This window comes from Gilliamella sp. B3127 (assembly GCF_026536935.1).
GTDB lineage: Bacteria > Pseudomonadota > Gammaproteobacteria > Enterobacterales > Orbaceae > Gilliamella > Gilliamella apicola_E.
The window spans coordinates 524,196-551,187 of the sequence record NZ_JAFNNI010000001.1 but is presented as its reverse complement, the minus strand read 5'-3'; the positions used below and the strand labels follow the sequence as shown (position 1 = coordinate 551,187).

Sequence of the window (26,992 nt, the reverse complement as noted above, 5' to 3'; positions counted from 1 at the left end):
TCGCATCAATATATCCTCTTGTGTTTATTCAGTAAGCACAACACAACTATCGATTTCCCAACTAAGGTTGACAATATCACCCCAAGTAGGCATACCTTTACGATAGCGATGTTCATTTTGTAGCTGTGCAATAATTATCTGACCACTTTGCAATTTTACGTGATAAATTGAAAGATCGCCTAAATAAGCAATTTCAACAACTTCACCTGTTGCAACGTTATAGGCATCCTCAGCAATTTCATCACAGAGTTTGATTTTTTCAGGTCTTAAGGCAACTTGAATTGGAACACCTTCGACAGCTGGTGAATCATAATCAACTTTTAAAGAGTGCTTAATCATAGGACAACTAATAATTAATCCATCTTCTAATGTTTCTTGTAAAATGCCATCAAACACATTTACTGAACCGATGAACTCAGCGCTATAACGACTATTTGGGTGCTCGTAAATCTCTTCAGGCTCACCAATTTGCACAAATTGACCTTTGTTCATAATCGCGATGCGCCCTGCCATTGTCATCGCTTCTTCCTGATCATGGGTTACCATTACACAGGTCGCACCAACTTGTTCTAAAATGCTAACCACTTCAAGTTGCATACGATCACGAAGTTGTTTGTCCAAAGCGCCCATCGGTTCATCTAATAATAAAAGTTTTGGTCTTTTAGCTAGACTTCTTGCTAAAGCAACTCGTTGTCTTTGACCACCAGATAATTGATGAGGTTTACGTTTACCAAATTGCTCCATATGCACAAGCGCTAACATTTCTTCTACACGCTGTTTAATGTCGCTTTTAGCTAATCTATCTTGTTTAAGACCAAAAGCAATATTTTGCTCAACCGTCATGTGAGGAAAAAGAGCATACGATTGAAACATCATATTAATTGGACGATTGTAAGGAGGAACTTGCGATAAATCCTTACCATCTAAAATAATTTGTCCGGATGTTGGTTGTTCAAACCCTGCAAGCATACGCAATAAGGTCGATTTACCACTACCCGATGCACCTAATAAGGCAAAAATTTCCCCATCATAAATGGTTAAATTTACATCATCGACGGCATAATAGTCGTCATTAAAAACTTTAGTTAAATTTTTGATCTCCAATAATGGAGTTATCATCTTTTTTTTAGGCTGTACCTGATTTGTTGTTTTATCGTTCACACTTTTTTCCTCATAACAACAAGCCAAAAAAAACGAGACGGAAAGGTTATTAAACCTCTCCGCCTAGAATATATAAGTCAATAATTTGACGTTCAAACGGTTATTTACCCGTTTTAAGTTTTGTCCATGTGCGAGTAATCACACGTTCGAGCTTAGGATCTTTTACTGTAAGGGTAAATAATTTTTCCATAACTTCTGGTTTTGGATAAACTGCAGGATCATTTTTCACTGCTGGTCTTACAAACTGATCGTTAGCCGCTTTATTTGCACTAGCAAAGTTAACATCATTAGTTACCTGTGCAGCAATTTCTGGAATCATAACGAAGTTTAAAAACTCGTGAGCTTCATCAGGATTAGCTGAATCTTTAGGAATAGCAAATGTATCAAAAAATACTAATGCACCTTCTTTAGGAATATGGTAGCCAATATGCACACCATTATTTGCTTCGTTAGCTCTGTCACGAGATTGTAATATATCACCTGACCAACCTAAAATTACACAAATATCACCGTTAGCTAAATCAGTTATATATTGTGATGAATGGAAATAACGAATATTTGGTCTTACTTTTTCTAACAACTCGTAAGCGGCACCGGTATAATCTTTCGCATCAGTACTGTTCGGATCTTTACCTAAATATTTAAGTGCACTCGCAAAGATTTCAGTTGGCGCATCTAAGTAAGCAACACCACAATCTTTAAGTTTTTCCATATTTTCAGGTTTAAAGACTAGATCCCAACTATCAACTGGAGCATTATCGCCAAGACGTTCTTTAACTTTATCAATGTTATAACCAATACCTGTCGTCATCCATACATAAGGAATTGCATATTTATTATCAGGATCATGGTTTGCCATTAATTTCATCAAATTAGGATCAAGATTTTTCCAATTTGGTAATTTACTTTTATCTAATGGCAGATAGATATCAGCTTTGATCTGTCTTGCTAAAAAACTATCAGAAGGTGAAACTACATCAAAGCCAGAATGACCGGCCATTAATTTACCTTCAAGTGCTTCATTAGAGTCATAAACATCATAAACTAATTTGATACCAGTCGATTCTTCAAAATCAGTGATAGTATCGTTACCAATTTGACCTGCCCAATTATAAAAATGCACAACGCGATCTTTAGCTATAGCAGATTGAGATAATGCTAGTGAAACACCAGCTATGATTGAAAGAATTGTTTTACGTTGAGTAAACATGCTCACCACTTCTCCTCTAGTTAGGGATATTACATGTTAGACACAAGCCCATTGTGAAACACAACGGACCCCCAAATTTTACCATTATCTTAATTAACGGCGAAACCGAGGTAATCAGGCAATTACGAGTCATTAATTGAATTAATGAACAAGTAGAGCTAACCTTGCATTACGAGGGATAAAATACCTTTTTTTTTACAGATGTCTACATAAAAAATCAAATAAACTTAGATTAAGGACCGAATGACTATATTTTAATCAATCAGCCCTTTGTTAGCGAGCTATTAACAATTAATTAACGTTTTTTATTCGGCAGTGGCTTGCAAAACTTTTGAATCTGGTTGCCAAATTCTATATTTAACTGTTACATCGTTTGGTACATAAAATACCAATGGTAACTGACTGTTATAATTTAATAAACCTAAATTATGTCTGATTGTAACGAACTGGTTTTTGTTAGCACTTTCAGGGCAAGCCATCATGGTTGAAAGCGTTCCTTTAACTTCTTCAACTTCGTAATAAGAATATCCCCATCCTTTAAGCTCTTTTTCTTTAATTACCCCACCTAAATTATGTGCATTACAATCTACATTCATATCTTTACCAACTAATATTTCTACTTTTGCGTTAGCTTCATCTTTTAAGCTAGGAAGATGAATCACATAACGCGTAGCACCGACTTTAGCGTTAGGATATGGCGCGATTTCATTCAATTTTTGCGCAACTTGAGGGACTTTTTGTGTATTTGCACACGCTGATAATGTTACACCCATCAAAACTAACAACATTAATTTTTTCATTTTATATCTCCAAGAAAATTGTCTAATTGATACGACATCGTATGCTTTTCAAAACATAATGCGTATAATAACATTATCTAGATTAAAGAATATGAGGTAAAAATGCCAGCAGAAAAAAAAACCGATGATTTACTAAAGCTAATTTTAAATCTATTACTGATAGGTTTACTTATAACAGTAACTTATCGAGTGATAGAAGTATTTTTGTTTGGCTTTTTTTGGGCCGTTATGGTGGTTATTGCTACTTGGCCATTAATGATAAAAATCCAACAAAAGTTGTTTAATAAACGTTGGTTATCACTGTTAGTTATGGCATTAATATTGGCATTTGTTTGTGTCATTCCTTTTCTTCTCATCATTAGTAGTGTCGCTCAAAATGGGCATTACCTTATCGAATGGGTTAGAAACCTATCTCATAGAGAATTACCTACTTTTGACTGGTTAATAAACGTTCCTATGTTTGGTGAGGAGCTACACCAAAAATGGCTCGAAATTATTAAAACCGATGGGTCGGAATTAGTATCTGATATTCAACCCTATATTGGTACAATGATTGGCTGGCTATTAGAACAAGTCACCAACATTGGCGTTTTCATATTCCATGCTGGTGTGATGATTATATTTAGTTTATTGCTATTTCTTAAAGGTGAAAGCATTACTAAATATGTTTATGTTTTAGCTAATCGTTTATCTAAACAATATGGAACTACTACCGTTACATTAGCCGGTCAATCCATACGAGCAGTTGCATTAGGCGTGGTTGTCACCGCCATTACATTAGCTTTAATTGGTGGCTTAAGCTTTATTATTACCAAAATGCCATTTCCAGGCATATTAACCCTCATTTTATTCATCTGCTGTGTTGCTCAAATTGGACCAGTTATCGTAATGATTGGCTGTATTATTTGGCAATTTTGGGATGGTCATATCGTATCAGGTATTGTATTAATTGTAGTTGCCATCATATTAACTACCCTAGATAGCGTAATGCGAGCATATTTGATAAAAAAAGGGGCCGATCTACCTTTCTTACTTATACTTTTTGGTGTAATTGGAGGTATTCTGGCTTTTGGTATTATGGGACTATTTATTGGTCCAGTCGTGCTAGCATTAAGCTATAAAATTATTCAAACTTGGGTTAATGAACAATCTTAAATATTGAGTTAATAGACTGAATAAAAACAGATTAATTTAAACATAGGATAACCTATGAAAAATAGGAGTGTTATTTTCTGACATAAATTGTGATATTCTACACTTTGTGTCAGTTTTAATGATATTTAAATCATGCGAATACCATTTATTAAATACAACCATCAAAAGCATCTAAATGAATTAGCAAAACTTCAGCAAAATGCTGAGCAATATCATATTGTATACGATCCAAAATCTTATCGAATTACATTGCTTGAGCATATTATGAAAGCTAAGCACCGTATCTACATTGTTGCACTTTATTTAGAAAAAGATGAAGCCGGCCGTGAGGTACTTGATGCACTTTATCAAGCAAAAACAGCGCGCCCAGATTTAGATATCAAGATTTTTGTTGATTGGCATCGTGCTCAACGTGGACGAATAGGTGAAGATAAAGCCCAAACGAATGCTCGGTATTACTATGATCTAAAACAGCAACATCCAAATATTGATATTCCTATTTATGGTGTCCCCGTTAATCGCCGTGAAGTACTTGGTGTACTACACTTAAAAGGTTTGATCATCGATGACACCGTGATTTATAGTGGTGCGAGTATCAACAATGTATATTTACATAAACTGGATAAATACCGCTATGACAGATATCACTTTATAACCAATAAAGCGCTATCTGACACCATGGTCAATTACGTCAATGACAATATCCTTTCTGCTGAAGGTGTGCAACGTTTAGATGTTAGTGAACATAAAACTCGCAAACAAATTAAACCAGAAATTAAAGCGTTACGTCAAAATCTTACCGACGCAAATTATCAATATGTGGCAGATACGGATAATGATACATTATCGGTCTCTCCAATAGTTGGTCTTGGGCGAAATAATCAGCTCAATAAGGTCATTCACCATTTAATAAATGTCACAAAACAAAAAATTATATTTTGTACTCCGTATTTCAATCTACCCAATATATTAGTGCGCGATATTATTCGCCTCCTAAGAAAAGGAAAACAAGTTGAGATCATTATTGGTGATAAAGTTGCTAACGACTTTTATATTCCAGAAGATCAGCCATTTAATATTTCGGGTGGACTACCCTATTTATATGAAATCAACTTAAGACGCTTTGTTGAACGCCTTCAAAATTTCATAGACAAAGAACAGTTAATCATTAGATTATGGAAAGATGGCGATCAAACCTATCATCTAAAAGGTATTTGGGTCGATGATAGTTGGATGATGATCACAGGTAATAATCTTAATCCTAGAGCATGGCGTTTAGATCTGGAAAATGCAATATTAATCCACGATCCAAAACACGAATTACAAAAACAAATCAAACAAGAACTCGTCGCAATTCGAGAAAAAACGACTTTAGTTACACATTTTCAACAAATTCAAGCTAGCGTGTTTTATCCCAAAAATGTACATAAATTAATTAAACGATTAAGCCGAATTAGGGTTGATAGAATTATTAAACGCTTATTATAATTAACAAAGTGATAATAAATAGCTACATTGTTACAAATAGCTCATATACAACTTAAATTTTATTTAGGTTCAACACCATCCTAGCATTTGAAGCACTAGTAGCAATAATATCAATGACACCAGAGCGAAGCGCACCTAAAATTGCTGTCGCTTTAGTGTTTTCTGATGCAATGGCAATAACACAAGGAATGTTACGTAGCTCATCAATACTTAAACCAATTACCCGATCATTCATGGTTGTATCAACAGGATTGCCATTTATATCAAAAAAACCATAACCTGCAATATCACCAACTACGCCTTGATTCAAAGTAGCATATGTGACTTCTTGCGGGGTAAACCAGCCTAACTGTACCATGTAACAGTTTTCATTCATATCACCAATACCAACTAAAGCAATATCAGCTTTACTAGCGCGTTCGATCGTATCTTTAATAACCCGATTTTGCATAAACGCACGTTTCAGTTCACGATTCTCAACATAAGCTGGTGCATACAAAGTTTCGCTACTTGCGCTAAATTTTCTCGCAAGGCTACGACTGATATGATCGGCATCAATAATCTCTCCAACTCGCTGAGTACCACCAATACCACAGATAAATTTACATTGTTTTTCAGGAAAAACGCCTACATGACTAGCAATTGCAGCCACATTACGCCCCTGTCCAACCGCTACCGTCATACCATTTTTCAAAGTACTGGATAAATAATTTGAAACAAGTGCCGCCACTTGTCGTCGTTGCTCATCCTCGTCTTGGTGATCTAAAGCAATTAACGCTCTTTTAATACCGAAATTATTAACGAATTGCTGCTCAATACGCGAGCTAAAAATCGGGTGATATTTGACATTAATCTCAACAATCCCCTCTGCTCTCGCTTTTTTTAGCAAACGCCCAACTTTAATACGTGAAAGACCAAATCTCTTGGCAATCTCTTCTTGCGTTTGTTCATACTCATAGTAAGCAACGGCAATTTCAGTAAGTAGTTCTGACTCTTGTTTATCTTCAAATATATCCATTAGGCTTGCCTTTCATTATTAGCTTAGCTGATTGTTAATATATTACAAAATTCTCTAGCTTGCCATTCTCCATGTCTAATAAATGATTTCGCAATGTTTAGTTTATCGATTAATAATCTTTAATTTTCGAGATTTTCACTATCTTTATATAGTTAAATTATTATCAATTTAATCAATGCCGAACATAATTTAACATATATATTTTTCTTCATTAGGATGAGAAATAGATCTTGTTTGGTAATGGCAAATTGGTTGATGAGCTATTATGACTTAGCTAACTAGTATTTTATAGAAATAGAATAAAGCCACCTTCATTTGTATAACAGCAGTTTGAGCTTAGAAATCATTTTTCTTTAGCACTATCACCATTATATACAAATGGAGTAAAATTAGATTTTAATAAAAAATATTCGCTTTTTTAAGTTCAAAAACCCCGTTCCTCAACTTTTTTTTCATAGTTAAAGAGTTGTCATACAGATTAATCAAACCCATGTGATGATTATCACATGAGCCTATATCTAATCGAATTTATGCGTTCTTACCAAGTTTCTTTACAAACTTCAAACGTTACTGAGAAAGGCGCACTAGGCCAAGGATTGTTATAAGCTTTAAAAATTCCACCATTTAGCATAAATACAACACGATGTACTTTTCCTTGAGGCTCCATAGTGAAATCAGAAACCCATGCTAGCCGTTGGTTAGTACCATTAATTGCACTGGATGTAGGAAAATCTGATTTAGGATAATAATCAATAGCTAGCTGTCCCCATTCACCGCTTAAACCACCATTCATTTTTCTGGTCATCGCATTTCCGGTTTCTCTAAAACTTGAGTTAGTATTTGTGTTGGTTGCTTGAGGCGTATTAACCCAGTCAGTAAGCGTTAATTGATTTTGAATTCCTCCGCAAAGACCTTCTGAATATGTTAATGTCTGTTTCCCGGGTTTTGCCCAGAAATTTAAATCACTCCAAAATACAATCCTATCAGACTCTCCGCTTGCATCTTTAGGCCATGCAAAAATTTGGATGGTTCTTTTTTTAGGTTTGCCATTAAAAGTTACAATACCAAGTTTATCAATTGAGATATTATTATCATCTGTTGAAAACAGATAATCTTGTTGTTCATTACTCATCCAAAGTTGGAATGATGCTCCTTTAAATGCAGTATGAGGAAAACGATTATTATGCCCAGCACTGGTATTGAGTAAAAATCCTAATTCTGGATGCCACTCATCTTTATTATAACCACCTCCATGTTTTGGATTAGGTGTAGGATCTATTGACGCTCCCCAACCATAACCACTAGGAGTATCATTATTATATTGAGTCCAAGACCATATATTTTTATCCATGGTTGGATAAGTCCGAGCATAACACACTTGATTAATTTTGGATTTAAAATTATATGTTTTAAAAACATCGTCATAAATATGTTCTGATTCATTTGGCAGACCATATTCTGTTTGCACTTTTATATTCTTAATTGAAAGCTCTAATTTATAAGGTGCTTTGCAGGGATCTATTTTTTTAGTTAACTCATTTTCAGGTACTTTTTTATATTCACCTAGCCCATTTTTATTACCACCAGGAACACTATAATACCAAGTAGCCGTTAATACGCCATCAGGAATACCTGTATCTCCATCTTCATCAAAAATACTGATATTGAGATTATTGGCGATATCCATCAATTTAACATCGTGACCATTGGCATCAATAATTATTGTAATTTCATTTGAACCTTTTTTCCCTTCAATTATCCAATTTATTTGGTTAAGAGTGATATTAGAGTCCAATTTAAAATCGTTAATATCACTTTCTGAATTGCGTAGCCGACCATCCGGCATGCTAACAACACTCAATTTCTCGTTAAAGGCAGTTGAATCAACTATTTCATCATTGATCGCTATCATTGGTGAATTACCATGAATCAATTGAGTCGTTGAGACGGGTAGTAATGCATTAATATTATTAACTAATGACAATAGTAAAATGCCCAATAAATAGTTTTGTTTATTTTTTAATACTTTATTGCCTAATATAGAAATTGAATTAAAGTATCCACTTTTTAATATTGCTAACCAGTTCAAGGTAAATCTCCTTTTTATTAACATGCTGTTGCAAATAAATATAAAAACACTCCTTTATATGTCCACTTTTGATACACTACCTCAAACAGCTAAACCGAATAGAACTCATACAGCTTGTTATTATGAAATTGTTCTTTAAAGATCAGACATTAAAGCTTTTAAATTTTAAAACGATCAAATTATTGATCGAAATTATCGATCAATCAATAATAATTTAATCAAATTAATCTATTGAATATGCAAGTTAAATTTCTGAAGTATGAAATATGATAAAAGTTGATTTAATATACAATTTCATATAAAGACTATATTTATATGATTAATATTGATTAATATTAATTAATAAGAAATTTTTATAATAAAATTATGTGTTAATAAAAAATTAGATAATTTTTAAGAATGGTTAAGAAAGAATAATTTTAACTATTTGATCAATAGACTAAATAAAAGATAATTTTTAGTTAATCAAAGATCATTTTGCAAATATCGATAAAAAATAATTTCAAATAGAGTTAATTAATTAAAAACGATTAATTAAATAAATATAGAAGAGTTATTAGAATTTTAAATCAGTTGTATTATGGGTTAAATAAACAGTTTTACCAAGTAGCTAAGAAGTCTAGCTACTTGGTGAGATTTAAATATTAAAAATTAATTTCTGTTCCAATAAAGTAACGACGCCCTTCTAATGTTTTACCAAAGTCATCGTTTGAAACATCTTTGTCAAACAAGTTATAAACGCCACCATATACTTTAGCATTTTTATTTATTTGGAAAGACGCACCGACATCCCAGAAGGTATAGCCTGGATATTCAATTTTCTTACCACTGCGATCTGTGGTAGTTTCTACCCCATAATAAGCAACCTTAGTCCATAAATCCAACTCTTGAGTGAGATTCCAATCAAGTTGAGTATTGAATTTTTGTTTTGGTGTACGGTTTAAAGGGTTACCCTTATTTTTACCAGTTTTTTGCTCTGTTTTGATCCAAGAGTAATTAGAACTTAATACGAAATCAGTAAACAATGGTGTTTTGAATGAAAGCTCAAGACCTTTAAGATCGGCTTTATCAACATTTTCTCGCCCTTGAACAAAATCAAATTTTTCCCTATAACCAGAAATTTGACAATTTCTTGAACCAGCTGCACCACGACAAATATAATAAGATTGGATCTTATCTTTATATTTTGTATAGAATGCCGTTGCAGAAGCATCAATACCATATTCATTGGTATAACCGACACCTATTTCGAATTCATTTGTTTTTTCTGGTTTAAGATCTGGATTACCCATTATCATCCCTTTATTACCCGTTCCAGAACCACCAGTAACTTGACCCCAGTCAGAAACAACTTGACGCAGTTGAGGCGTCGCAAATCCAGTTGAATAGCCACCTTTTAAAGTAAAGTTATCATTAATATTCCAGACACTATAAATCCTTGGATTCCAGTTATTACCATAGTTTTCATCTTTATTATAGCGAAGACCTAATGTCATACTCCAATTGTCTAAAATACTTAACTCATCCTCAGCAAACAACGCATAGTTCCAACGATCGATTTTGGTTAAAGTTTTCTTTAACTGGTTGCCTTTATCATGAAGTTCTTGATAAGTATATTTACCACCGATAGTTAACATATTGATTGAAAATGGAATTGTCATACGTGAGTCAACATCAGTATTACGAATTTTCATTTTTCTTTCTGGATTATTATTGTCTTCATGAGCAATAAAAGATGTCGTTGATACATCACCAAATAAACCATTATGAGTTAACGCATAAGAGTTTCGGCGATTATCTCGATTGAAATTACCACGACTAAGAGGTCTTGTTTTTCCTGCTGATGCATTACTATTTTGTCTAGAGCGACCAAAATCTAGATCAAATTTTTGTGTGTCTGAAGCATTAAGCGATAATTTTCCATTTATACTACGTAATCTTTGTCCGGAATGGCCATTCAAAAATGTATCTTCATGACGCTTACTATATTGACCATATAATTGAATCCCCAAAATATCATCAATAATTGGTCCCATAGTTGAAAAACTACCTACATAGGTATTTTTTTCATCTGAACGATAAGGCATGATTGATTCAACTCGAATACCGCTATACCATTTATTTGAAACTTTCTTAGTAATGATATTGACGACCCCACCCATAGCATCTGAACCATATAACGATGACATTGGTCCTCGGACAACTTCAATACGTTCTATAGCAGTTAAAGGCGGTAACCAGCCTTGTTCAAAACCAGAATTATCACTATTAGGTCTGGTTTCACGAGTGCTAACTTTTTTACCATCAATTAATAATAAAGTATATTTGGCATCCATACCACGAATACTAATATCAGTTGAATCACCGCCACCAGTTATCGTGACACCTGGAATATCCTTAAGCGCATCAGTCACATCACGATAAGGTTTTTTGCTGATTTCCTCTGGCGTGATTACCGAAATTGTTGCTGGAGCTTCTTTAATTTGTTGAGAAAATCCTGATGCTGTCACCACCATAGTATCAGTATTTTTATCAGTGTCTGCTATCGCTAAACCAGATAATGATAATAAAATACTTGTATTTATGACATGTGTTGCCAGTTTAATTTTAGTATTCATGTTTTATAACCTTATTATTTATATTGATATTTTGCAAAGCAAGCCGTGCGTTACAATAACCCACATGAGAATAATTATCAATAACTTTTCGATAATGATTATCAATATATTTACGAAAAATTATTTATATCTAGACATTTCACATCATTTAAATAATAATGGTTATCATTTTCATCAAAGCAAAAGGTATCAATATGAATAAAAAAATATTATTAAGCACTCTAATAGCTTTTACTTTAGGGTTATCAGGTTGCCAATCATCAATCACTGTGAATCCAGATAATAAACAAACCGTTGTTGTTCCTAAATCACCAAGTAAAGTGGTAGTAATGAACTATGGTGCTTTAGATACCTTAGATGCATTAGGTAAAGGTTCTATTGTTGTAGGAACACCTCTTTCCGTTCTTCCTTCTTATCTTGAGCAATATAAAAGTGTCTCTGATACAGGTAGTATGAAAGAACCAAGCATCGATGCAATTAAACAAGTTAAACCGCAACTCATCGTTATTGATGGTCGTCAAGCTAGTCGAACTGAAGAATTATCGAAAATTGCACCAGTAATTAATTTAAGTGTTGACGCGAAGAATTATCTTGAATCAACTAAAAATCATATCAATGTTCTAGCAGATATAACTGGAACTAAAAAGAAAGCTGAAGATTTGATTCAATTGCTTGATACAAAAGTGACCAACGCACAAGCTGTTGCACAAGCGAGTCACAAAAAAGCAATAGTTGCTATTCATAATGATGGAAAAATGATTCTTATTAATGGCAGTTCAAGCGCAGCATTAATTCATGATGTGTTGAAAGTAAAACGGGCTGTACCACTAACACCACAGCCTAGTGGTAAACCTAAACCAACCTTTATTGATAACAGCTATATTAGTAAAGTAAAACCTGATATTGTTTATGTCGTTGACCGAAGTAAAGCTATTGGTCAATCAGCAATGAAAAACGACTTTTTAAATCCAAAAATATTAGCGAAAAGTAAAACTGAGGTTATCTATTTAACACCTGATCTTTGGTACTTATCGGGTGGTGGTATCGAAAGTTTAGATCGTCAAATTGATGAAGTCATTAATGCATTGAAATAATTTTTTATCATAATGTAGGCCCTTATTTCAGTAAGGGCTTGTTTCTAGTTTCTCTCCATATTCATCACTGCAAATTAAAAATTTTTATTTCGACTAATTTAATTATGTTAGAATGCTCACCTATTATTTTAATCTAAATTAATAAACTTTTAGATTCTCGATAAATACCTCAATAAATTTTAAATTACTATGAATATGTCATCCCCTACTATTGGATTTGTGAGCCTTGGTTGTCCTAAAAATTTAGTTGACTCTGAGCGAATTTTAACTGAACTACGTACTCAAGGTTATCAAGTAGTGCCAAGTTATGACAATGCTGATTTGGTTATTGTTAATACTTGTGGCTTTATTGATAGTGCCGTACAAGAATCATTAGAGGCCATCGGTGAAGCCCTTAATGAAAATGGCAAAGTTATTGTGACAGGTTGTCTTGGCGCGAAAGAAGATCAGATACGTAATGTTCATCCTAAAGTCCTAGAAATATCAGGACCTCATAGTTACGAAGCTGTTCTTGAACATGTTAATAAATATGCGCCAAAACCTAGCTATAATCCATTTACAAGCCTTGTACCGGAGCAAGGCGTAAAATTAACACCTAAACATTATGCTTATTTAAAAATTTCTGAAGGTTGTAACCATAGCTGTACATTTTGTATTATCCCATCATTACGTGGGGAGATGGTTAGTCGTCCTATCGGTAATGTTCTTGATGAAGCAAAACGTTTAGTCGATAGTGGCGTAAAAGAGCTTTTAGTTATCGCACAAGATACCTCTGCTTACGGTATCGATGTCAAAAATCGTACAAACTTTTGGAATGGTATGCCATTAAAAACTGATATTCATACCCTTTGCGAGCAATTATCTACTCTTGGTATTTGGGTGCGTCTACATTATATGTACCCTTATCCAAGTGTCGACAATTTGATTCCATTAATGGCAGAAGGAAAAATATTACCTTATCTAGATGTCCCTTTACAACATGCTAGCCCTACCGTTTTAAAATCAATGAAACGCCCAGGCACAATTGAAAGAACCTTAGAGCGAATTCATCATTGGCGTGAGATTTGCCCTGAAATTACCTTACGTTCAACGTTTATTGTTGGCTACCCTGGTGAAACTGAGAAAGATTTCGAACTATTACTCGACTTTTTATCTCAAGCGCAATTAGACCGTGTTGGTTGTTTCCCTTATAGCCCAGTGGAAGGTGCTGCTGCAAATCAATTAGCTGATCAAATACCAGAAGAAATAAAGCAAGAACGCTTCCACCGTTTTATGCAATTACAACAATCGATTTCAACACAGAAACTTCAAAATAAAATAGGTAAAACATTATCTGTATTGATTGATGAAGTTGATGAAGAAGGTGCTATTGGGCGAAGCATGGCCGATGCGCCAGAAATAGATGGTGTTGTCTATCTAAATGAAGAAAAAGATGTTAAAGTCGGCGATATTGTTCAAGTAAATATTGAACATTCAGATGAATATGATTTATGGGGTACTGTAAAACAGTAAATAAATCCAATGAAGCAACATTATCGACACGAAATAAAAAACTTAGTTACGTTGGCAATCCCTGTCATGATTGCACAGATATCTCAAACCGCGATCACGTTTGTTGATACCATTATGGCAGGTAACTACAGCAAAACAGCGCTATCGGGTGTAGCCATAGCTGTATCAATTTGGTTGCCTACTATTTTATTTGGACAAGGCTTATTAACGGTATTAACACCGATAATTTCCAATTTAAATGGTGCGGCTAAACGTGAACAAGTTGCTGATCAGACTCGTCAAGGTGTTGTGATTGCTTTGATCTTATCCATAATCATGATGCTAGTTTTGTACAATTCGGACAAAATAATTAGTTTTAGAAGCTCAGCTGACCATCCAATCGATCCAGAAATGGTTGATGTAGCGGTATCATTTTTACGCTCAATCATGTGGGGCGTACCTGCTTTCTTGCTATTTTTAGTTTATCGTAATCAATGTGAAGGTTTATCTAACACAAAGCCTGCTATGGTGATTATATTTATTGCATTACTTGCTAATATCCCCATTAATTATGTTTTAATTTACGGTAAATTAGGATTGCCAGCATTTGGTGGTGTAGGCTGTGGCATTACCGCAGCAATAATCTTTTGGTTAATGTTTGCTTTAATTCGTATCTATACCTTAACGACAACTACTCAACGGGATATTCGTAAAACACCACTAACAAAACTGATTGATTTTGCTATCATCAAAAAAATAGTTGTATTAGGTACTCCCCTTGCTTTGGCCTATTTTTTTGAAATGAGCTTGTTCGCGGTAGTTGCATTACTTATTGCACCACTTGGTCAAATAACTGTTGCTGCACATCAAATTATCTTCACGATTAGCAGTTTAACGTTTGCAATACCTTTATCTTTAGGGGTAGCAACTAGTATTAGAGTTGGTTACCTATTAGGTAAAAACAAACCCATATTGGCCAAACAAACAGCTTATGTAAGTTTAGCCATATCATTCATGATAGCCGTAGTGGTAGCATTAATTCTGGTGGTATTCAGGTCACCAATTATTACCATATTCACCCATGAGATTGATGTTATCACTATTTGCCTACAACTTATTATTCTACTCGCTATCTATCAAGTATCTGATTACTTGCAAGTTGTAGCAAGCAATGTATTACGTGGTTATAAAGATACTAAAAGCATATTTTTTATTACCCTTATCTCTTATTGGGTAGTAGGGTTACCAGTTGGATATATCTTAGGATTAACCGATCTTGTCATACAGCCAATTGGTGCTGCCGGTTTTTGGATAGGAATTATTTTAGGGCTAGCTGTAGCAGCGTTCTTACTTATCGGTAGAATGATCTACATTCAAAAACAACCGCAAGATATTATACTGAAAAGAGCTTCACGATAATAAAAATTTCTCGCCAAACTTATCAATAAACAGAGTAAGTTTGGCTATATTTTATCTAAAATTGTTAATATCTATACTTAATCTAACTTAATAAATATAAAAGTCATAAAAGAAACTAAATTGTAAATAAATTTATATTGCTTAAAATTTAATTACTTATATAATTTTTACCTCTTCAATGGATTGTTATTAATATAAATTTGTAATGTTAAAAAAAGAATTACTATCGCATGTTATTTGTATTTGTCTTTCAGTAGTATTGGTTTACTTATTAGGTTACCCGCTAAGATTTGATAGGATACTTCTTACTTATTTTTCTCTAATTTTTTTAGCTAGATTCACTTTTTTCCGTTTCTTATTCGGATTAACATTCGTCATAGCTGCACTTTATTTTCCAATAGGATTTTACTATGGATATCCCAATGTTGCTGTAGTCAGTGCCATATCAGAAACTGATATCGATGAAATGCAAGAATTCTGTTCGCAATTACCTCTCTATTTTTATTTAATACCATTCCTATTAGTAATTTTCTTTATTCTTTTTTTTAAAAAGTTTAGATTTCCTAAAATAAAAAATTATTATGTTATTGCACTAGCATTAATGATTTGTTTTTATAAACCGGTTAAAAGTGCCATCAAATATCAGCCAACTACTTTATCTTCGATAACAACTTTAATAATAGATAATTTCAAATATCCCGCATTTGAGTTTTGCTTCGATTTATATTTAAGTACAAAAATATATCAGACTGAAAAGGCTGAACAACTTAGACAAATACAACAACCCAATACAATACCCATTGTTTCTGTCAATCCTAAACATAAAACCTATGTTGTTATCATTGGTGAAAGTGTTCGTAAAGATTACATGAGTGCTTATGGCTTTAAATATGATAATACTCCTTTCACCAATAAAAATGCCTCGGTGATTTGGGACGGATTAATTGTTCCTGCATCAAATACCCAATCCTCAATTCCACATTTAATTAGTCAGTCTAGCTATTTAGATGATAATGAAGTCAATGCTCAATTAAATAATAATATTATTGCTATTGCTAATGATGCTGGATTTGAAACCTATTGGCTATCTAATCAAGGAAAACTAGGTAGAATGGAAATAACTGTACCAAGAATTTCCGCTTATAGTAAAAATATCTTTTACACTAAAAAAGGTGAGTACAATGGTAAATCAACTCGTGGTAAATATGATACTTTACTACTACCAGAATTAGATTCCTTATTATCTAAAAAACAAGATAAACCAAAACTCATTGTTATGCATTTAATTGGTTCACATCCTCATTTTTGTAAAAGATTACAATTTGATATTCAGTTCGATCTCAAAAACGAGAATATATCTTGCTATGTCAGTAGCATTAAAGAAACCGATGACTTAATAAAATCTACAATTGATATATTGAAAAAACACAATGAAGATTACTCTGTAGTCTACTTTGCCGATCATGGGCTTTCTCACGCTGAGAAATATCAAGATTTAAGGCATAATTGGGAATACCAAAATAGTTATCAAGTGCCATTAATATTTTTTGATTCATCAGAAAAGAATCAAATTAAAATCAATAAACAAATTACCGGGTATCAATTCGTATATCTACTAAGTCATTGGATGGGGATTAATTTAAACGTTCACCATGATTATATGCAATATAATCTGATTGATATCCCCGAACAAAAAGATATTCAAATTAAAGATTGGAAAAATAAGTTATATCCATTTGATAATTTGAAGAAAGATCCTAATCCGTATTAAGTATTGATGTTTACTGATTAAGATCAATTCACCATCACTAAATTAATAGTGATGGTTTTTCAAAATTTGTTGAATCAAAAATAATAATTATTGTCTACAAAATGGATAAATTCCTAGCTATTATTCAAAACAAATATCATCACCAATATTTAAATCATGAAAAAAGGCAAAAAATATAAAATAGAAATATAAAAAAACTTCGCTAAAGTTATTAGCGAAGTTTTATTTTGTTAATGAAACTATGATTTATTTCAATAGGCTTTTGGCTTGGTTTAAAACATTTTCAACCGTGAAACCAAACTTAGCAAATAGTTGTTCTGCTGGGCCTGATTCACCGAAGGTTGTCATGCCAATGATTTTGCCGTTTAAACCGACATATTTAAACCAATAGTCACTAATACCAGCTTCGATAGCGATACGAGCTGTTACTGAAGATGGTAATACTGATTCTCTATAAGCTTGATCTTGCTTATCAAATGCATCAGTTGATGGCATTGAAACAACTCTTACTTTTCTACCTGCTTCGGTTAATTTGTGATAAGCCTCAACAGCTAGCTCAACTTCTGAACCTGTTGCAATAAGGATAAGTTCTGGCGTACCGCTACAATCATTTAAGATATAACCACCACGGTAAACATTAGCTAATTGCTCAGCTGTACGCTCTTGTTGTTTAAGATTTTGTCTTGAGAAGATAAGTGCAGTTGGACCATCTTTTCGTTCAACCGCATATTGCCAAGCAATAGCTGATTCAACTTGGTCACAAGGACGCCAAGTACTTACATTCGGTGTCACGCGTAAGCTTGCCATTTGTTCTACTGGTTGGTGTGTTGGGCCGTCTTCACCCAATCCAATTGAATCATGAGTATAAACGAATAAAGAGCGAATCTTCATTAATGCTGCCATACGTACTGCATTTCTAGCATATTCCATAAACATCAAGAAGGTTGCACCATAAGGAATAAAGCCACCATGTAAAGAAATACCATTCATAATTGCTGACATACCAAACTCACGCACACCATAATGAATATAGTTACCAGCAGGGTTGGCTAAAATTTCTTTAGAACCAGACCACATGGTTAAATTACTTGGCGCTAAGTCAGCAGAACCACCTAAGAATTCAGTTAATACTGGAGCAAATGCTTCAATTGCATTTTGTGACGCTTTACGAGTTGCAATTGTTGCTGGATTTGCTTGTAATTTATTAACAAAATCTTTGGCTGTTTGTTGCCAATTACTTGGTAAGTCGCCATTCATACGGCGTTTAAATTCTTTCGCTAAATCAGGATAAGCTTTAGCATAGGCATCAAAACGAGCATTCCATTCATCTTCGCGTTGTTTACCTTTAGCTTTTGCATCCCATGCATCATAATATTCTTTAGGAATTTCAAATGCAGGATGAGACCAACCTAATGCTTTACGTGTTGCTTCAATTTCAGCATCACCAAGAGGAGCCCCGTGACTTTCATGGCTACCGGCTTTATTAGGCGAACCAAAACCGATGACAGTTTTACACATTAATAATGATGGTTTATCAGTTACAGCTTGTGCTTGTTCGATAGCTTCAGCTAACGCTTTCGCATCATGCCCATCAATACCGCGAATCACATGCCATCCATAAGCTTCGAAACGTTTAGCAGTATCATCAGTAAACCAACCTTCAACTTCACCATCGATTGAAATACCATTATCATCGTAAAAAGCGATAAGTTTGCCTAATTTAAGGGTTCCCGCTAAAGAACAAACTTCATGAGAGATCCCTTCCATCATACAGCCATCACCCATAAATACATAAGTATTGTGGTCAACAATTGTATGGCCAGACTTATTAAATTGAGCAGCTAATGTTCTTTCAGCTATTGCCATACCCACTGCATTAGCAATACCTTGACCAAGTGGACCTGTTGTGGTTTCAACACCTGGAACATGGCCAAATTCAGGGTGACCTGCTGTTTTAGCATTTAATTGACGAAAGTTTTTTAAATCATCAAGCGTTACGTTATAACCAGTCAAATGTAACAAGCTATAGATTAACATTGACGCATGACCGTTGGATAACACAAATCGGTCACGATCTGCCCAATTTGGATTGGTTGGATTATGTTTTAAAAATCCACGCCAAAGTACTTCAGCCATATCAGCCATCCCCATTGGTGCACCTGGATGACCTGATTTTGCCTTTTGCACGCCATCCATACTTAATGCTCTTATCGCATTTGCTAATTCGCGGTGGGATAGTGTGGTTGCATTCATGATAATGATCTCCAAAAAATATTTAATAATTCATTGATAGTCTGCGATCAGCAGACAAATAAAACAGGTTTGTAACAAAATTAAAAAGGGGAACTCTCTCCCCTTTTATTAATAATTAAAGCAGTGCTCCGATCATATCTTCTAGTTTACCTTGATCGACCGCAAAGGCTCGAATGCCTTCAGCTAATTTCTCAACTGCCATTGCATCACTATTATGTTGCCATCTAAACTCAGCTTCAGTCATTAACGATGGACGTTCTACAATTGTTTGATTCGGATTCAATTTGCGTTCTACTGGCGCATTAGATTGTTGCATTTCCGCTAATAAATTTGGTGAAATGGTCAAACGATCACAACCCGCTAACGCTAATATTTGATCGACTTTACGGAAACTTGCTCCCATCACAATTGTTTTATAACCATGCTGTTTATAATAGTTATAAATATTACGAACAGATACTACGCCCGGATCTTGATCGGCAACATAAGGTTCTATTGGTTTCTTTGCTTGATACCAGTCATAAATACGCCCAACAAATGGTGAGATTAAAAACGCATTAACTTCTGCACAAGCTCGCGCTTGAGCAAAGGAAAATAGTAAAGTTAAATTACAGTTAATACCTTCTTTCTCCAAAACTTCTGCTGCTTTAATTCCTTCCCAAGTTGAGGCGATTTTGATTAGAATTCGCGATTTATCAATGCCTTTTTGTTTATATAAATCGATAATTTTACGCGCTTTTTCAATACATCCCTGTTTATCAAACGACAATCTCGCATCGACTTCGGTTGAAATTCGACCTGGAACTGTTTTTAGAATTTCGGCGCCTATATTCACCGCAACTTGATCACAAGCATTAACTAATTGTTGTTCTTTACTGCCACCTAATTTTTTAGCAGTATCAACAGCTGAATCAATTAAAGAACGATATTGAGGAAGTTGAGCTGCTTTTAACACAAGCGATGGATTAGTCGTTGCATCTTCTGGAGAAAACTGTTTAATCGAATCAATATCACCTGTGTCGGCAACCACGACAGTTAATTTTTTAAATTCATCTAATTGGCTCATACTTCAAATTCCTCTACTACATGTTTTTTAAACATAATTATAATAACATTTATTAAGTAATAAAACGACAGGATAAAGTCGTTTCAGTTCAGGCTATTTTTATCAAAAATAGTATAAAAACAAAGCAAAATTAAAAGTTAGCAAGCTCAAGCAAGCTAAATTTAAGCGTAATTCAACAACTCGTTACTTTAAAACTCATAGTAATAAAAAACGTTCTACTTCTTCAGAAAATAGACCACTTTTAAATTATGATTTTTACCTTAGTTGAATCAATTTTTAGCAAATTCAACCCTTTTGCATCCATTGCCATAATGTGATCACTATTTTTCATGGCGGATAATCTATCACGGCTTATACTGCATGTATTTCATGACTTTATTTAAGCAATGTAACCTAAAATACTGTTTTAATATTCTACAATGCTTTGTCTCACTTTACATACAGCATCATCTGCACCAATAGCTTCATGTTTTATATTTTGTGTTTCATCACACCAAAATGAACATGCGTTCATATTAATATCATTTGTTACTTTGAGGTATAAATAAATTCAATTTTGTGATGTAAGTCTCGAAAAAAGATATTGAATAAAAAATATATTGACCTTTTTATTTAAAAGATAACAAAAATAGGCAAAAATAAGCAGCTAAATTTTTAAAAAAGTGACAGGGTTTAATCAAAGGTTAAAGATTAATACATTTGATACATTTAGTATATTTAAGGCAGGTTAACCTGATTTAATTAATTAAGATTGTTAAAAGAAGATAAATTATTGAACCCAAACATAATTGGGATAAACGGCTAAATTACAACTAATACATGCAGAACACTGCTTACCAGCACAAGTTAATAAATTATTATTTACTAATTTAATGACTCCTTTATTTACCCAAAAATCAAGCATCGGTTCAACGGCGCTTTCAGGTAAACGAAAGTGACGAGCCACATCTAGCAAATTGGCTCGCCCTCGTAATTGAACATAATCTCGGATTGATGTTATAAGCATAAAAATTAAAATCTATTATTCACAACAAGCCGATTTATTGTTTGTGCGTGGTTTAGGTAACTGATAATGATTAAAGCATGGCAAATTCCCAAGTTTACGCATAACAACAAAAGTCAGAATAATAAATACCCCTATACCAGTTAGCCAATATGGTGCAAATGTTGAATGGCCTAATAGACTAGATTGGTAATAAACCGTTGCACATAACCACCCAATAACAAATGTCCAAACTGCAACAAAGATCATCCATTTTAGCCCTGCCTCACGATAAATGGTGCCTAATGCTGCTGCACAGGGTGTGTATAGTAGAATAAAAATGAGATAAGCAATGGCAGAAGTTGAAGTAATGAAAGAATTGCTTATTTTAGTTATCGTAATTGAATCAACAGATAATTCATCTTGTCGGCTATCTTGATTAACGAGCCCGAGTGGATCGCCAATTGAGTTTGCTAAATCAATAAGATGAGCAGGAATCGTGAAAAAAGCTGACTTAATTCCACCATAAAATGAAAACTCTTCTTGCTCATGATGATCCATTGAATAGAGTGAATTTAAAGTTGCAACCACTGATTCTTTGGCAAAAATTCCGGTAAAAATACCCACGGTAGCTGGCCAATTTTGTTTATCAATCCCCATTGGTGTAAAAGCTGGCGTCACTTTTTGGCCAATAACAGATAGCATAGAGTCATTTGAATTTTCATGCCCAAACGAACCATCAACACCCCATGAGTTTAATATGCTAAGTACTGTCACCATCACTACAATTGCTTTACCTGCACGTAAAACAAAGCTTTTTAGCCGTTGGCAAGTTATTCGCAACATACTGCGTAAAGTCGGAATACGATATACCGGCATTTCCATAATAAATGGTGTTAATTCGCCTTGTAGTAAAGTATTTTTTAAGACAAAACCGGTCAGCATTGCCACAAAAATACCAAGTAAATACAACATAAAAACCACAACCGATGCATAATTAGGAAAGAATATCACAGCAAACAATGCATAAACTGGCAAACGTGCACTACAAGACATAAAAGGAATTAGACAAATAGATAAGAGACGATCACGTGGGCTATCTAATGTTCTTGTCCCCATAATAGCTGGCACGCCACAACCAAATCCCATTAACATTGGTACAAAGGCTTTACCGGGCAGTCCGATACATCGCATAAAACGATCTACAATCATCGCAGCTCGAGCTAAATAACCTGAATCTTCCAAAAAAGATAAAACAAAAAACATCGCCGCAATAACTGGAATAAATGTTGATACAGTCGTGATCCCATTACCAAGCCCGTCAGCTAAAATAACCGTTAACCAAGTTGGGGCATGTAGCATATTTAAAAGGTAATTAAAGCCATCAACAAAAATCGTACTAAAAATACCTTCAAAAAAATCAACAAAAACCGAACCAAAATTAATCGCAACCAAAAACATGGCATACATTGCAAACAAAAAGAATGGAATCCCAGTAAAGCGTCCTAAAGCTAATTTATCCAATTTTTCAGTAAGATTTAAGCTGGCCTCACGAGGTTTATCGACCACCATTTTGCAAACCATATCAATCGTATCGTAACGTATAGAGGCTAAGGCTACATCAACTTGATAATCAAAATTAATCGATACCAAACGACGACAAGTCTCTAACTTCTCATTTTCAACTAAATCAAATGAGGGATCAGAACCATTAAGCAATGCTTCTATTAATTGCCACCGGTTAAATTGATGGATTTTGCTCGTCACGGGTAATTCATGCAAGTAGCGATTAAAGATCACTTTTGAATCCCAATTTAAGGTATCTATTGTTGGTTTTGCTATTTTCAGATCTAGAGTGCTAATTTGTATTTGCTGATAAAATTGTGTTAATCCCGTCTTTTGCGTAGATGAGATAGCCACAACTGGGCAACCTAATAGTTTCGAGAGTTTAGCGATATTTAACTTTTCCCCCATCGCTGTAAGTGCATCAACCATATTAAGCACAATTATCATCGGTACTTGCATATCAATTAGCTGAAAAGTTAAATACAAGCTACGTTGCAAATTGGTTGCATCAATAACATTAACAATCAAACTGTCTTTGTCTGTTAACAAAAACTGACGAGTAATAAATTCATCTTGAGCGGTTGAATCTGACTCAATGGAATAAGTTCCAGGCAAATCAACAACATCATACTGTGTATTTTGATAATCAAATGAGCCTGACTTATGCTCAACCGTCACACCAGGCCAATTACCAACACGCTGCTTTGAGCCAGTTAACAAATTAAATAAAGTGGTTTTACCACAATTGGGATTGCCAATTAACGCAATTTTCATGCAGCTACCTCAACTTCGATGGCTGCTGCTTCACGTCGACGCAAACAGAGCAAAAAACCGCGAAGACTTATTTCAATCGGATCGCCTAGTGGTGCGATTCGTAATACCTTCAATTTACATCCGGGTGTCATTCCCATAGCTAAAAGTTTGCTTCGAAAAGGTAAAGAGTCAGGTAACAGGCGTTTAACAACAGCCTCATGCCCTATAGAAAGGTGTTCAAGCGTGAATACAGACATCATACTTCCTATCAAATACGGTTGTATTTCAATAAATGGCAACATTTTAAAAGATAATCATTCGCATTTTTAGTGTTTAACTGCGAACAAATCGCAAAGAACATCTAAAATAAGTGAAAACAATTGAATTTATAGGCAAATTAGAAGATAACCCTGACAAAAGTTGATAATTCAAGGCTCAAAAACCCCGCTCCTCAACTTTTTTTTGCATTAGAAAAGCGCTTTTCTACAAATCTCTTCAAAATCGTTTTTAAGTTTTTATTAAGATGCTTGATAGCCATTATAGGGTGATAAATCATCATTCTTGGACCAGAATAACGCATGACTTCTTTTATTCGCTGTTTGTAGTCTTTACGGTAACAATGTTTTAAACAGAGTTCGCAGGTAGTTTTAGACTCGCCAAATCGGCACATAGTCAATCGTTGCATAGCATACTGTAATAGATCATTACACTCATCGCATAACTGGTTTTTTGAGGTGTGGTGTTTTTGGTGACAATAAAGATATATCATCACTTTTACTGTGTTTTTTTCCTGATTTATTTTGGGGCCAGTGTTGTTTGCAACCATAATTAAATATATATCGGTCAAAAAGATGCTAGAATACTAAATTAATTAGTATGATCACAAGGATTTTGGTTAATGGCAAGAATTATCAACAAAGATACTACTGTTTGTATGTCACTTTCAGCTAGACCAAGTAATTTTGGTACTCGCTTTCATAATTATTTATATGAAAAATTGGATCTAAATTATATCTATAAAGCCTTCACCACCAATAATTTGAAAGATGCAATTTATGGCATTAAAGCATTATCTATTCGTGGTTGTGCAATTTCGATGCCTTATAAGCAAGCTTGTATAGAATTTATTGATGAATTAGATGTATCAGTACAATCCATTCAAGCAGTGAATACGATCGTTAATACCGACCACTATTTAAAAGCGTATAACACCGACTATATTGCTGTAGAAAAACTAATTAAGGCAAATCATATTAACAACAACACGCCATTTGTTTTAAAAGGCAGTGGAGGCATGGCTAATGCGGTAATTGGCGCTTTTTATGATGCTGGTTTTAAACATGGGATTGTATGTGCCCGAAATCAGATTAAAGGCGAAGCTTTAGCTGAGCGTTACAATTATAAATGGGTTAAGGATGAATCAACCATTACGCCAGAACAAGCAAAATTAATTATTAATGTGACCCCTATTGGTATGCAAGGTGGCGTTGAAGCAGATCAACTAGCATTTAGTGAAGTCCTGATTAATCATACCGATATTGTATTTGATGTGGTCGCCCTACCAATTGAAACACCACTAATTAATTATGCAAAAAAATTAAATAAAACTGTCATTACCGGTGCAGATGTTGTTGTGTTACAAGCCGTTGAACAATTTATTTTGTACACCGGTGTTACGCCTAGCGATGAACTCATCAATCAAGCTGCTGAGTTTGCCAGACAAGGTTAATCTCATTGATAACATAATTTGTAAAGCACACTCTAAAAAATCTCTTGGTTCGGACGTTTATTCCTTAATGAAATACAGGTTAAAACGTCCAAACTTACCTAAAATCTGTTTAATAGAAAAACTCGAAGCCCCCTTTTTTACTCCAAAAAAAGTTGAGGAGCGGGGTTTTTGATGTTTGCAAACCTTCTATAAAATATCATTAATTAAAAATAGGAAGTAAAATGCTTACTAAACGTTTTACCTACTCGATTAATATCAACCAAGTTTGGCATAGCGCTTCGCCCTCTTTTTTGCTGGTTAACAGCAGCAACTGATAGATTTGCAAATAATAGGGTCTTTTCTAATGGCCAATCATAACTAATGCCGTAAGCAAAAGCGCCCTGAAAAATATCACTTTCGGTCATCTTATCAATCGATTGATTTTTAAAACCGGGAATAATGATGACGTCTTGACGAGCAAGATATGCACTTCCCTTTTCACCCATGCGGATGATGACTTTACCGCTAGTTAAACTACGCAATTTTTTAAATGCGTCTTTAATTGTTTTCTTATCACTAAAGGATTTTATTTTTAAAAATGCACACGCAAATTGCTCAGTTACAATGACATAATCTGCATGTTGAGCTAGGTACAGACTCGAATCAGACAGACTATCTATACTCATAATAACTTTCGTTTTAGGTAAATTCTTGATGATATATTCACTTAATTCGGCTTCATATCCATCGACTAAAATAACAATATTGTAGCCACAAATGGTTTGCATAAAGTGATTGAGTTTATTTTTTTCATCATCAGTTAATTTTGGTGGAGTGGTTAATCGGTGCGATATAACGGTTTGCGTTCCGGTTTGTTCATCAATAGTGATTGCTTCTAATGGGGTGATCATTTTTTCTGAAAAAATAAATTGCTCAGTATTCACGCCTGCATCGGTAAGTTCAGAAACAATCTGATTACCATAGGAATCATTATTTAAATGACTAATGTGATAAATAGCTTCGCCCCAAAGTGCGAGCAAATAAGCCGTATTAGCACAAGAACCACCTCCACAACGGACTATATTATCTGGCGGGATAACACCGTTTTTTTCTAAATTAGGTGAAGTAAAACAAACTAGATCTAAACAAGCAAAACCTACGGTAAGAATTGTCATCATTTAGCCTCAATAAATGGATTAATTTAAAAAAACTAAAAATTGAAAATTTTTGACTTAACTTTGTTCGACTTGATTTAAATAATTATGCCAGCGTTCAAACTGCTAGAGAGAAAATGAAAAGCAATAAGGGAATCTACTTATTGCTTTTAGAAAAACGATGCCTCAAAAAGGC

The 26,992-nt window shown here is 34.1% G+C and carries 20 protein-coding genes; 7 read left to right on the top strand and 13 right to left on the bottom strand.

All coding sequences use genetic code 11. The features are described 5' to 3' along the window. Window positions 1-24 precede the first annotated feature (24 nt). The 3 genes from potG to eco all read right to left on the bottom strand — a co-directional run bounded on the left by potG (window position 25) and on the right by eco (window position 3,171). Complete coding sequence (potG, locus tag J3U00_RS02420; RefSeq protein WP_081299544.1) at window positions 25-1,161, bottom strand: putrescine ABC transporter ATP-binding subunit PotG; 1,137 nt, start codon at window positions 1,159-1,161, stop codon at window positions 25-27. A gap of 100 nt (window positions 1,162-1,261) precedes the next feature. Next, complete coding sequence (locus J3U00_RS02415; RefSeq protein ID WP_267331496.1) at window positions 1,262-2,371, bottom strand: extracellular solute-binding protein; 1,110 nt, start codon at window positions 2,369-2,371, stop codon at window positions 1,262-1,264. Between the two features lie 305 nt (window positions 2,372-2,676). Then, window positions 2,677-3,171 (bottom strand): serine protease inhibitor ecotin, encoded by a 495-nt coding sequence (eco, locus tag J3U00_RS02410; RefSeq protein WP_065563276.1) that lies wholly within the window; start codon window positions 3,169-3,171, stop codon window positions 2,677-2,679. A gap of 102 nt (window positions 3,172-3,273) precedes the next feature. Between eco and ydiK the strand changes: the two genes are divergently transcribed. Further along, a complete protein-coding gene (gene ydiK / locus J3U00_RS02405) occupies window positions 3,274-4,326 on the top strand; it encodes an AI-2E family transporter YdiK (protein WP_065734485.1) in 1,053 nt (350 codons plus the stop codon). A 132-nt stretch (window positions 4,327-4,458) separates the two neighbouring features. Further along, a complete protein-coding gene (gene pssA, locus J3U00_RS02400) occupies window positions 4,459-5,814 on the top strand; it encodes a CDP-diacylglycerol--serine O-phosphatidyltransferase (RefSeq protein ID WP_267331398.1) in 1,356 nt (451 codons plus the stop codon). Between the two features lie 52 nt (window positions 5,815-5,866). Here the strand turns inward: pssA and J3U00_RS02395 are convergent, their stop codons facing one another. From J3U00_RS02395 to J3U00_RS02385, 3 genes are all read right to left on the bottom strand, one after another. Then, window positions 5,867-6,832 carry a sugar-binding transcriptional regulator gene (locus J3U00_RS02395; RefSeq protein WP_065563273.1) on the bottom strand — a complete coding sequence of 322 codons (966 nt, stop codon included), beginning with the start codon at window positions 6,830-6,832 and terminating at the stop codon, window positions 5,867-5,869. Between the two features lie 538 nt (window positions 6,833-7,370). Then, on the bottom strand, window positions 7,371-8,921 hold the full coding sequence (locus tag J3U00_RS02390) for a hypothetical protein (protein ID WP_267331397.1): 1,551 nt from the start codon (window positions 8,919-8,921) through the stop codon (window positions 7,371-7,373). A gap of 644 nt (window positions 8,922-9,565) precedes the next feature. After that, window positions 9,566-11,539: a TonB-dependent receptor domain-containing protein gene (locus J3U00_RS02385; protein WP_267331396.1), complete on the bottom strand. Its 1,974-nt coding sequence runs from the start codon at window positions 11,537-11,539 to the stop codon at window positions 9,566-9,568. Window positions 11,540-11,733: 194 nt separating this feature from the next. On the opposite strand from J3U00_RS02385, the gene J3U00_RS02380 reads away from it, so the two are divergent. The 4 genes from J3U00_RS02380 to J3U00_RS02365 all read left to right on the top strand — a co-directional run bounded on the left by J3U00_RS02380 (window position 11,734) and on the right by J3U00_RS02365 (window position 17,314). Then, complete coding sequence (locus J3U00_RS02380) at window positions 11,734-12,633, top strand: ABC transporter substrate-binding protein (RefSeq protein ID WP_267331395.1); 900 nt, start codon at window positions 11,734-11,736, stop codon at window positions 12,631-12,633. Window positions 12,634-12,828: 195 nt separating this feature from the next. Beyond that, complete coding sequence (gene rimO, locus J3U00_RS02375) at window positions 12,829-14,145, top strand: 30S ribosomal protein S12 methylthiotransferase RimO (protein WP_065561714.1); 1,317 nt, start codon at window positions 12,829-12,831, stop codon at window positions 14,143-14,145. A gap of 9 nt (window positions 14,146-14,154) precedes the next feature. Then, window positions 14,155-15,543, top strand: coding sequence for an MATE family efflux transporter (locus J3U00_RS02370; RefSeq protein WP_267330221.1), 1,389 nt, complete (start codon window positions 14,155-14,157; stop codon window positions 15,541-15,543). Between the two features lie 205 nt (window positions 15,544-15,748). Beyond that, the gene (locus J3U00_RS02365) at window positions 15,749-17,314 is read left to right on the top strand and encodes a phosphoethanolamine transferase (RefSeq protein WP_267331394.1); all 1,566 of its coding nucleotides are present in this window, start codon (window positions 15,749-15,751) and stop codon (window positions 17,312-17,314) included. Window positions 17,315-17,560: 246 nt separating this feature from the next. On the opposite strand, the gene tkt is transcribed toward J3U00_RS02365, so the two are convergent. The 6 genes from tkt to J3U00_RS02335 form a co-directional block, all read right to left on the bottom strand. Beyond that, window positions 17,561-19,567 (bottom strand): transketolase, encoded by a 2,007-nt coding sequence (gene tkt, locus J3U00_RS02360; RefSeq protein ID WP_267331393.1) that lies wholly within the window; start codon window positions 19,565-19,567, stop codon window positions 17,561-17,563. Window positions 19,568-19,682: 115 nt separating this feature from the next. Beyond that, window positions 19,683-20,633, bottom strand: coding sequence for a transaldolase (tal, locus tag J3U00_RS02355; protein ID WP_065561718.1), 951 nt, complete (start codon window positions 20,631-20,633; stop codon window positions 19,683-19,685). Between the two features lie 769 nt (window positions 20,634-21,402). Continuing rightward, a complete protein-coding gene (locus tag J3U00_RS02350; protein ID WP_065561719.1) occupies window positions 21,403-21,639 on the bottom strand; it encodes a FeoC-like transcriptional regulator in 237 nt (78 codons plus the stop codon). A gap of 15 nt (window positions 21,640-21,654) precedes the next feature. After that, entirely contained in the window at window positions 21,655-23,955 is a 2,301-nt protein-coding gene (gene feoB / locus J3U00_RS02345; RefSeq protein ID WP_267331392.1) for a Fe(2+) transporter permease subunit FeoB, read from the bottom strand. Then, a complete protein-coding gene (locus J3U00_RS02340) occupies window positions 23,952-24,191 on the bottom strand; it encodes a FeoA family protein (protein ID WP_220224853.1) in 240 nt (79 codons plus the stop codon). The genes feoB and J3U00_RS02340 overlap by 4 nt, the downstream gene beginning before the upstream one ends. A gap of 194 nt (window positions 24,192-24,385) precedes the next feature. Further along, on the bottom strand, window positions 24,386-24,781 hold the full coding sequence (locus J3U00_RS02335; RefSeq protein ID WP_267331391.1) for a nitrous oxide-stimulated promoter family protein: 396 nt from the start codon (window positions 24,779-24,781) through the stop codon (window positions 24,386-24,388). Between the two features lie 51 nt (window positions 24,782-24,832). Between J3U00_RS02335 and J3U00_RS02330 the strand changes: the two genes are divergently transcribed. Then, window positions 24,833-25,663, top strand: coding sequence for a shikimate 5-dehydrogenase (locus J3U00_RS02330; protein ID WP_267331390.1), 831 nt, complete (start codon window positions 24,833-24,835; stop codon window positions 25,661-25,663). Window positions 25,664-25,866: 203 nt separating this feature from the next. Here J3U00_RS02330 and J3U00_RS02325 read toward each other — a convergent pair whose 3' ends face one another. Further along, window positions 25,867-26,817 carry a carbohydrate kinase family protein gene (locus tag J3U00_RS02325; RefSeq protein WP_267331389.1) on the bottom strand — a complete coding sequence of 317 codons (951 nt, stop codon included), beginning with the start codon at window positions 26,815-26,817 and terminating at the stop codon, window positions 25,867-25,869. Between the last annotated feature and the right edge of the window lie 175 nt (window positions 26,818-26,992).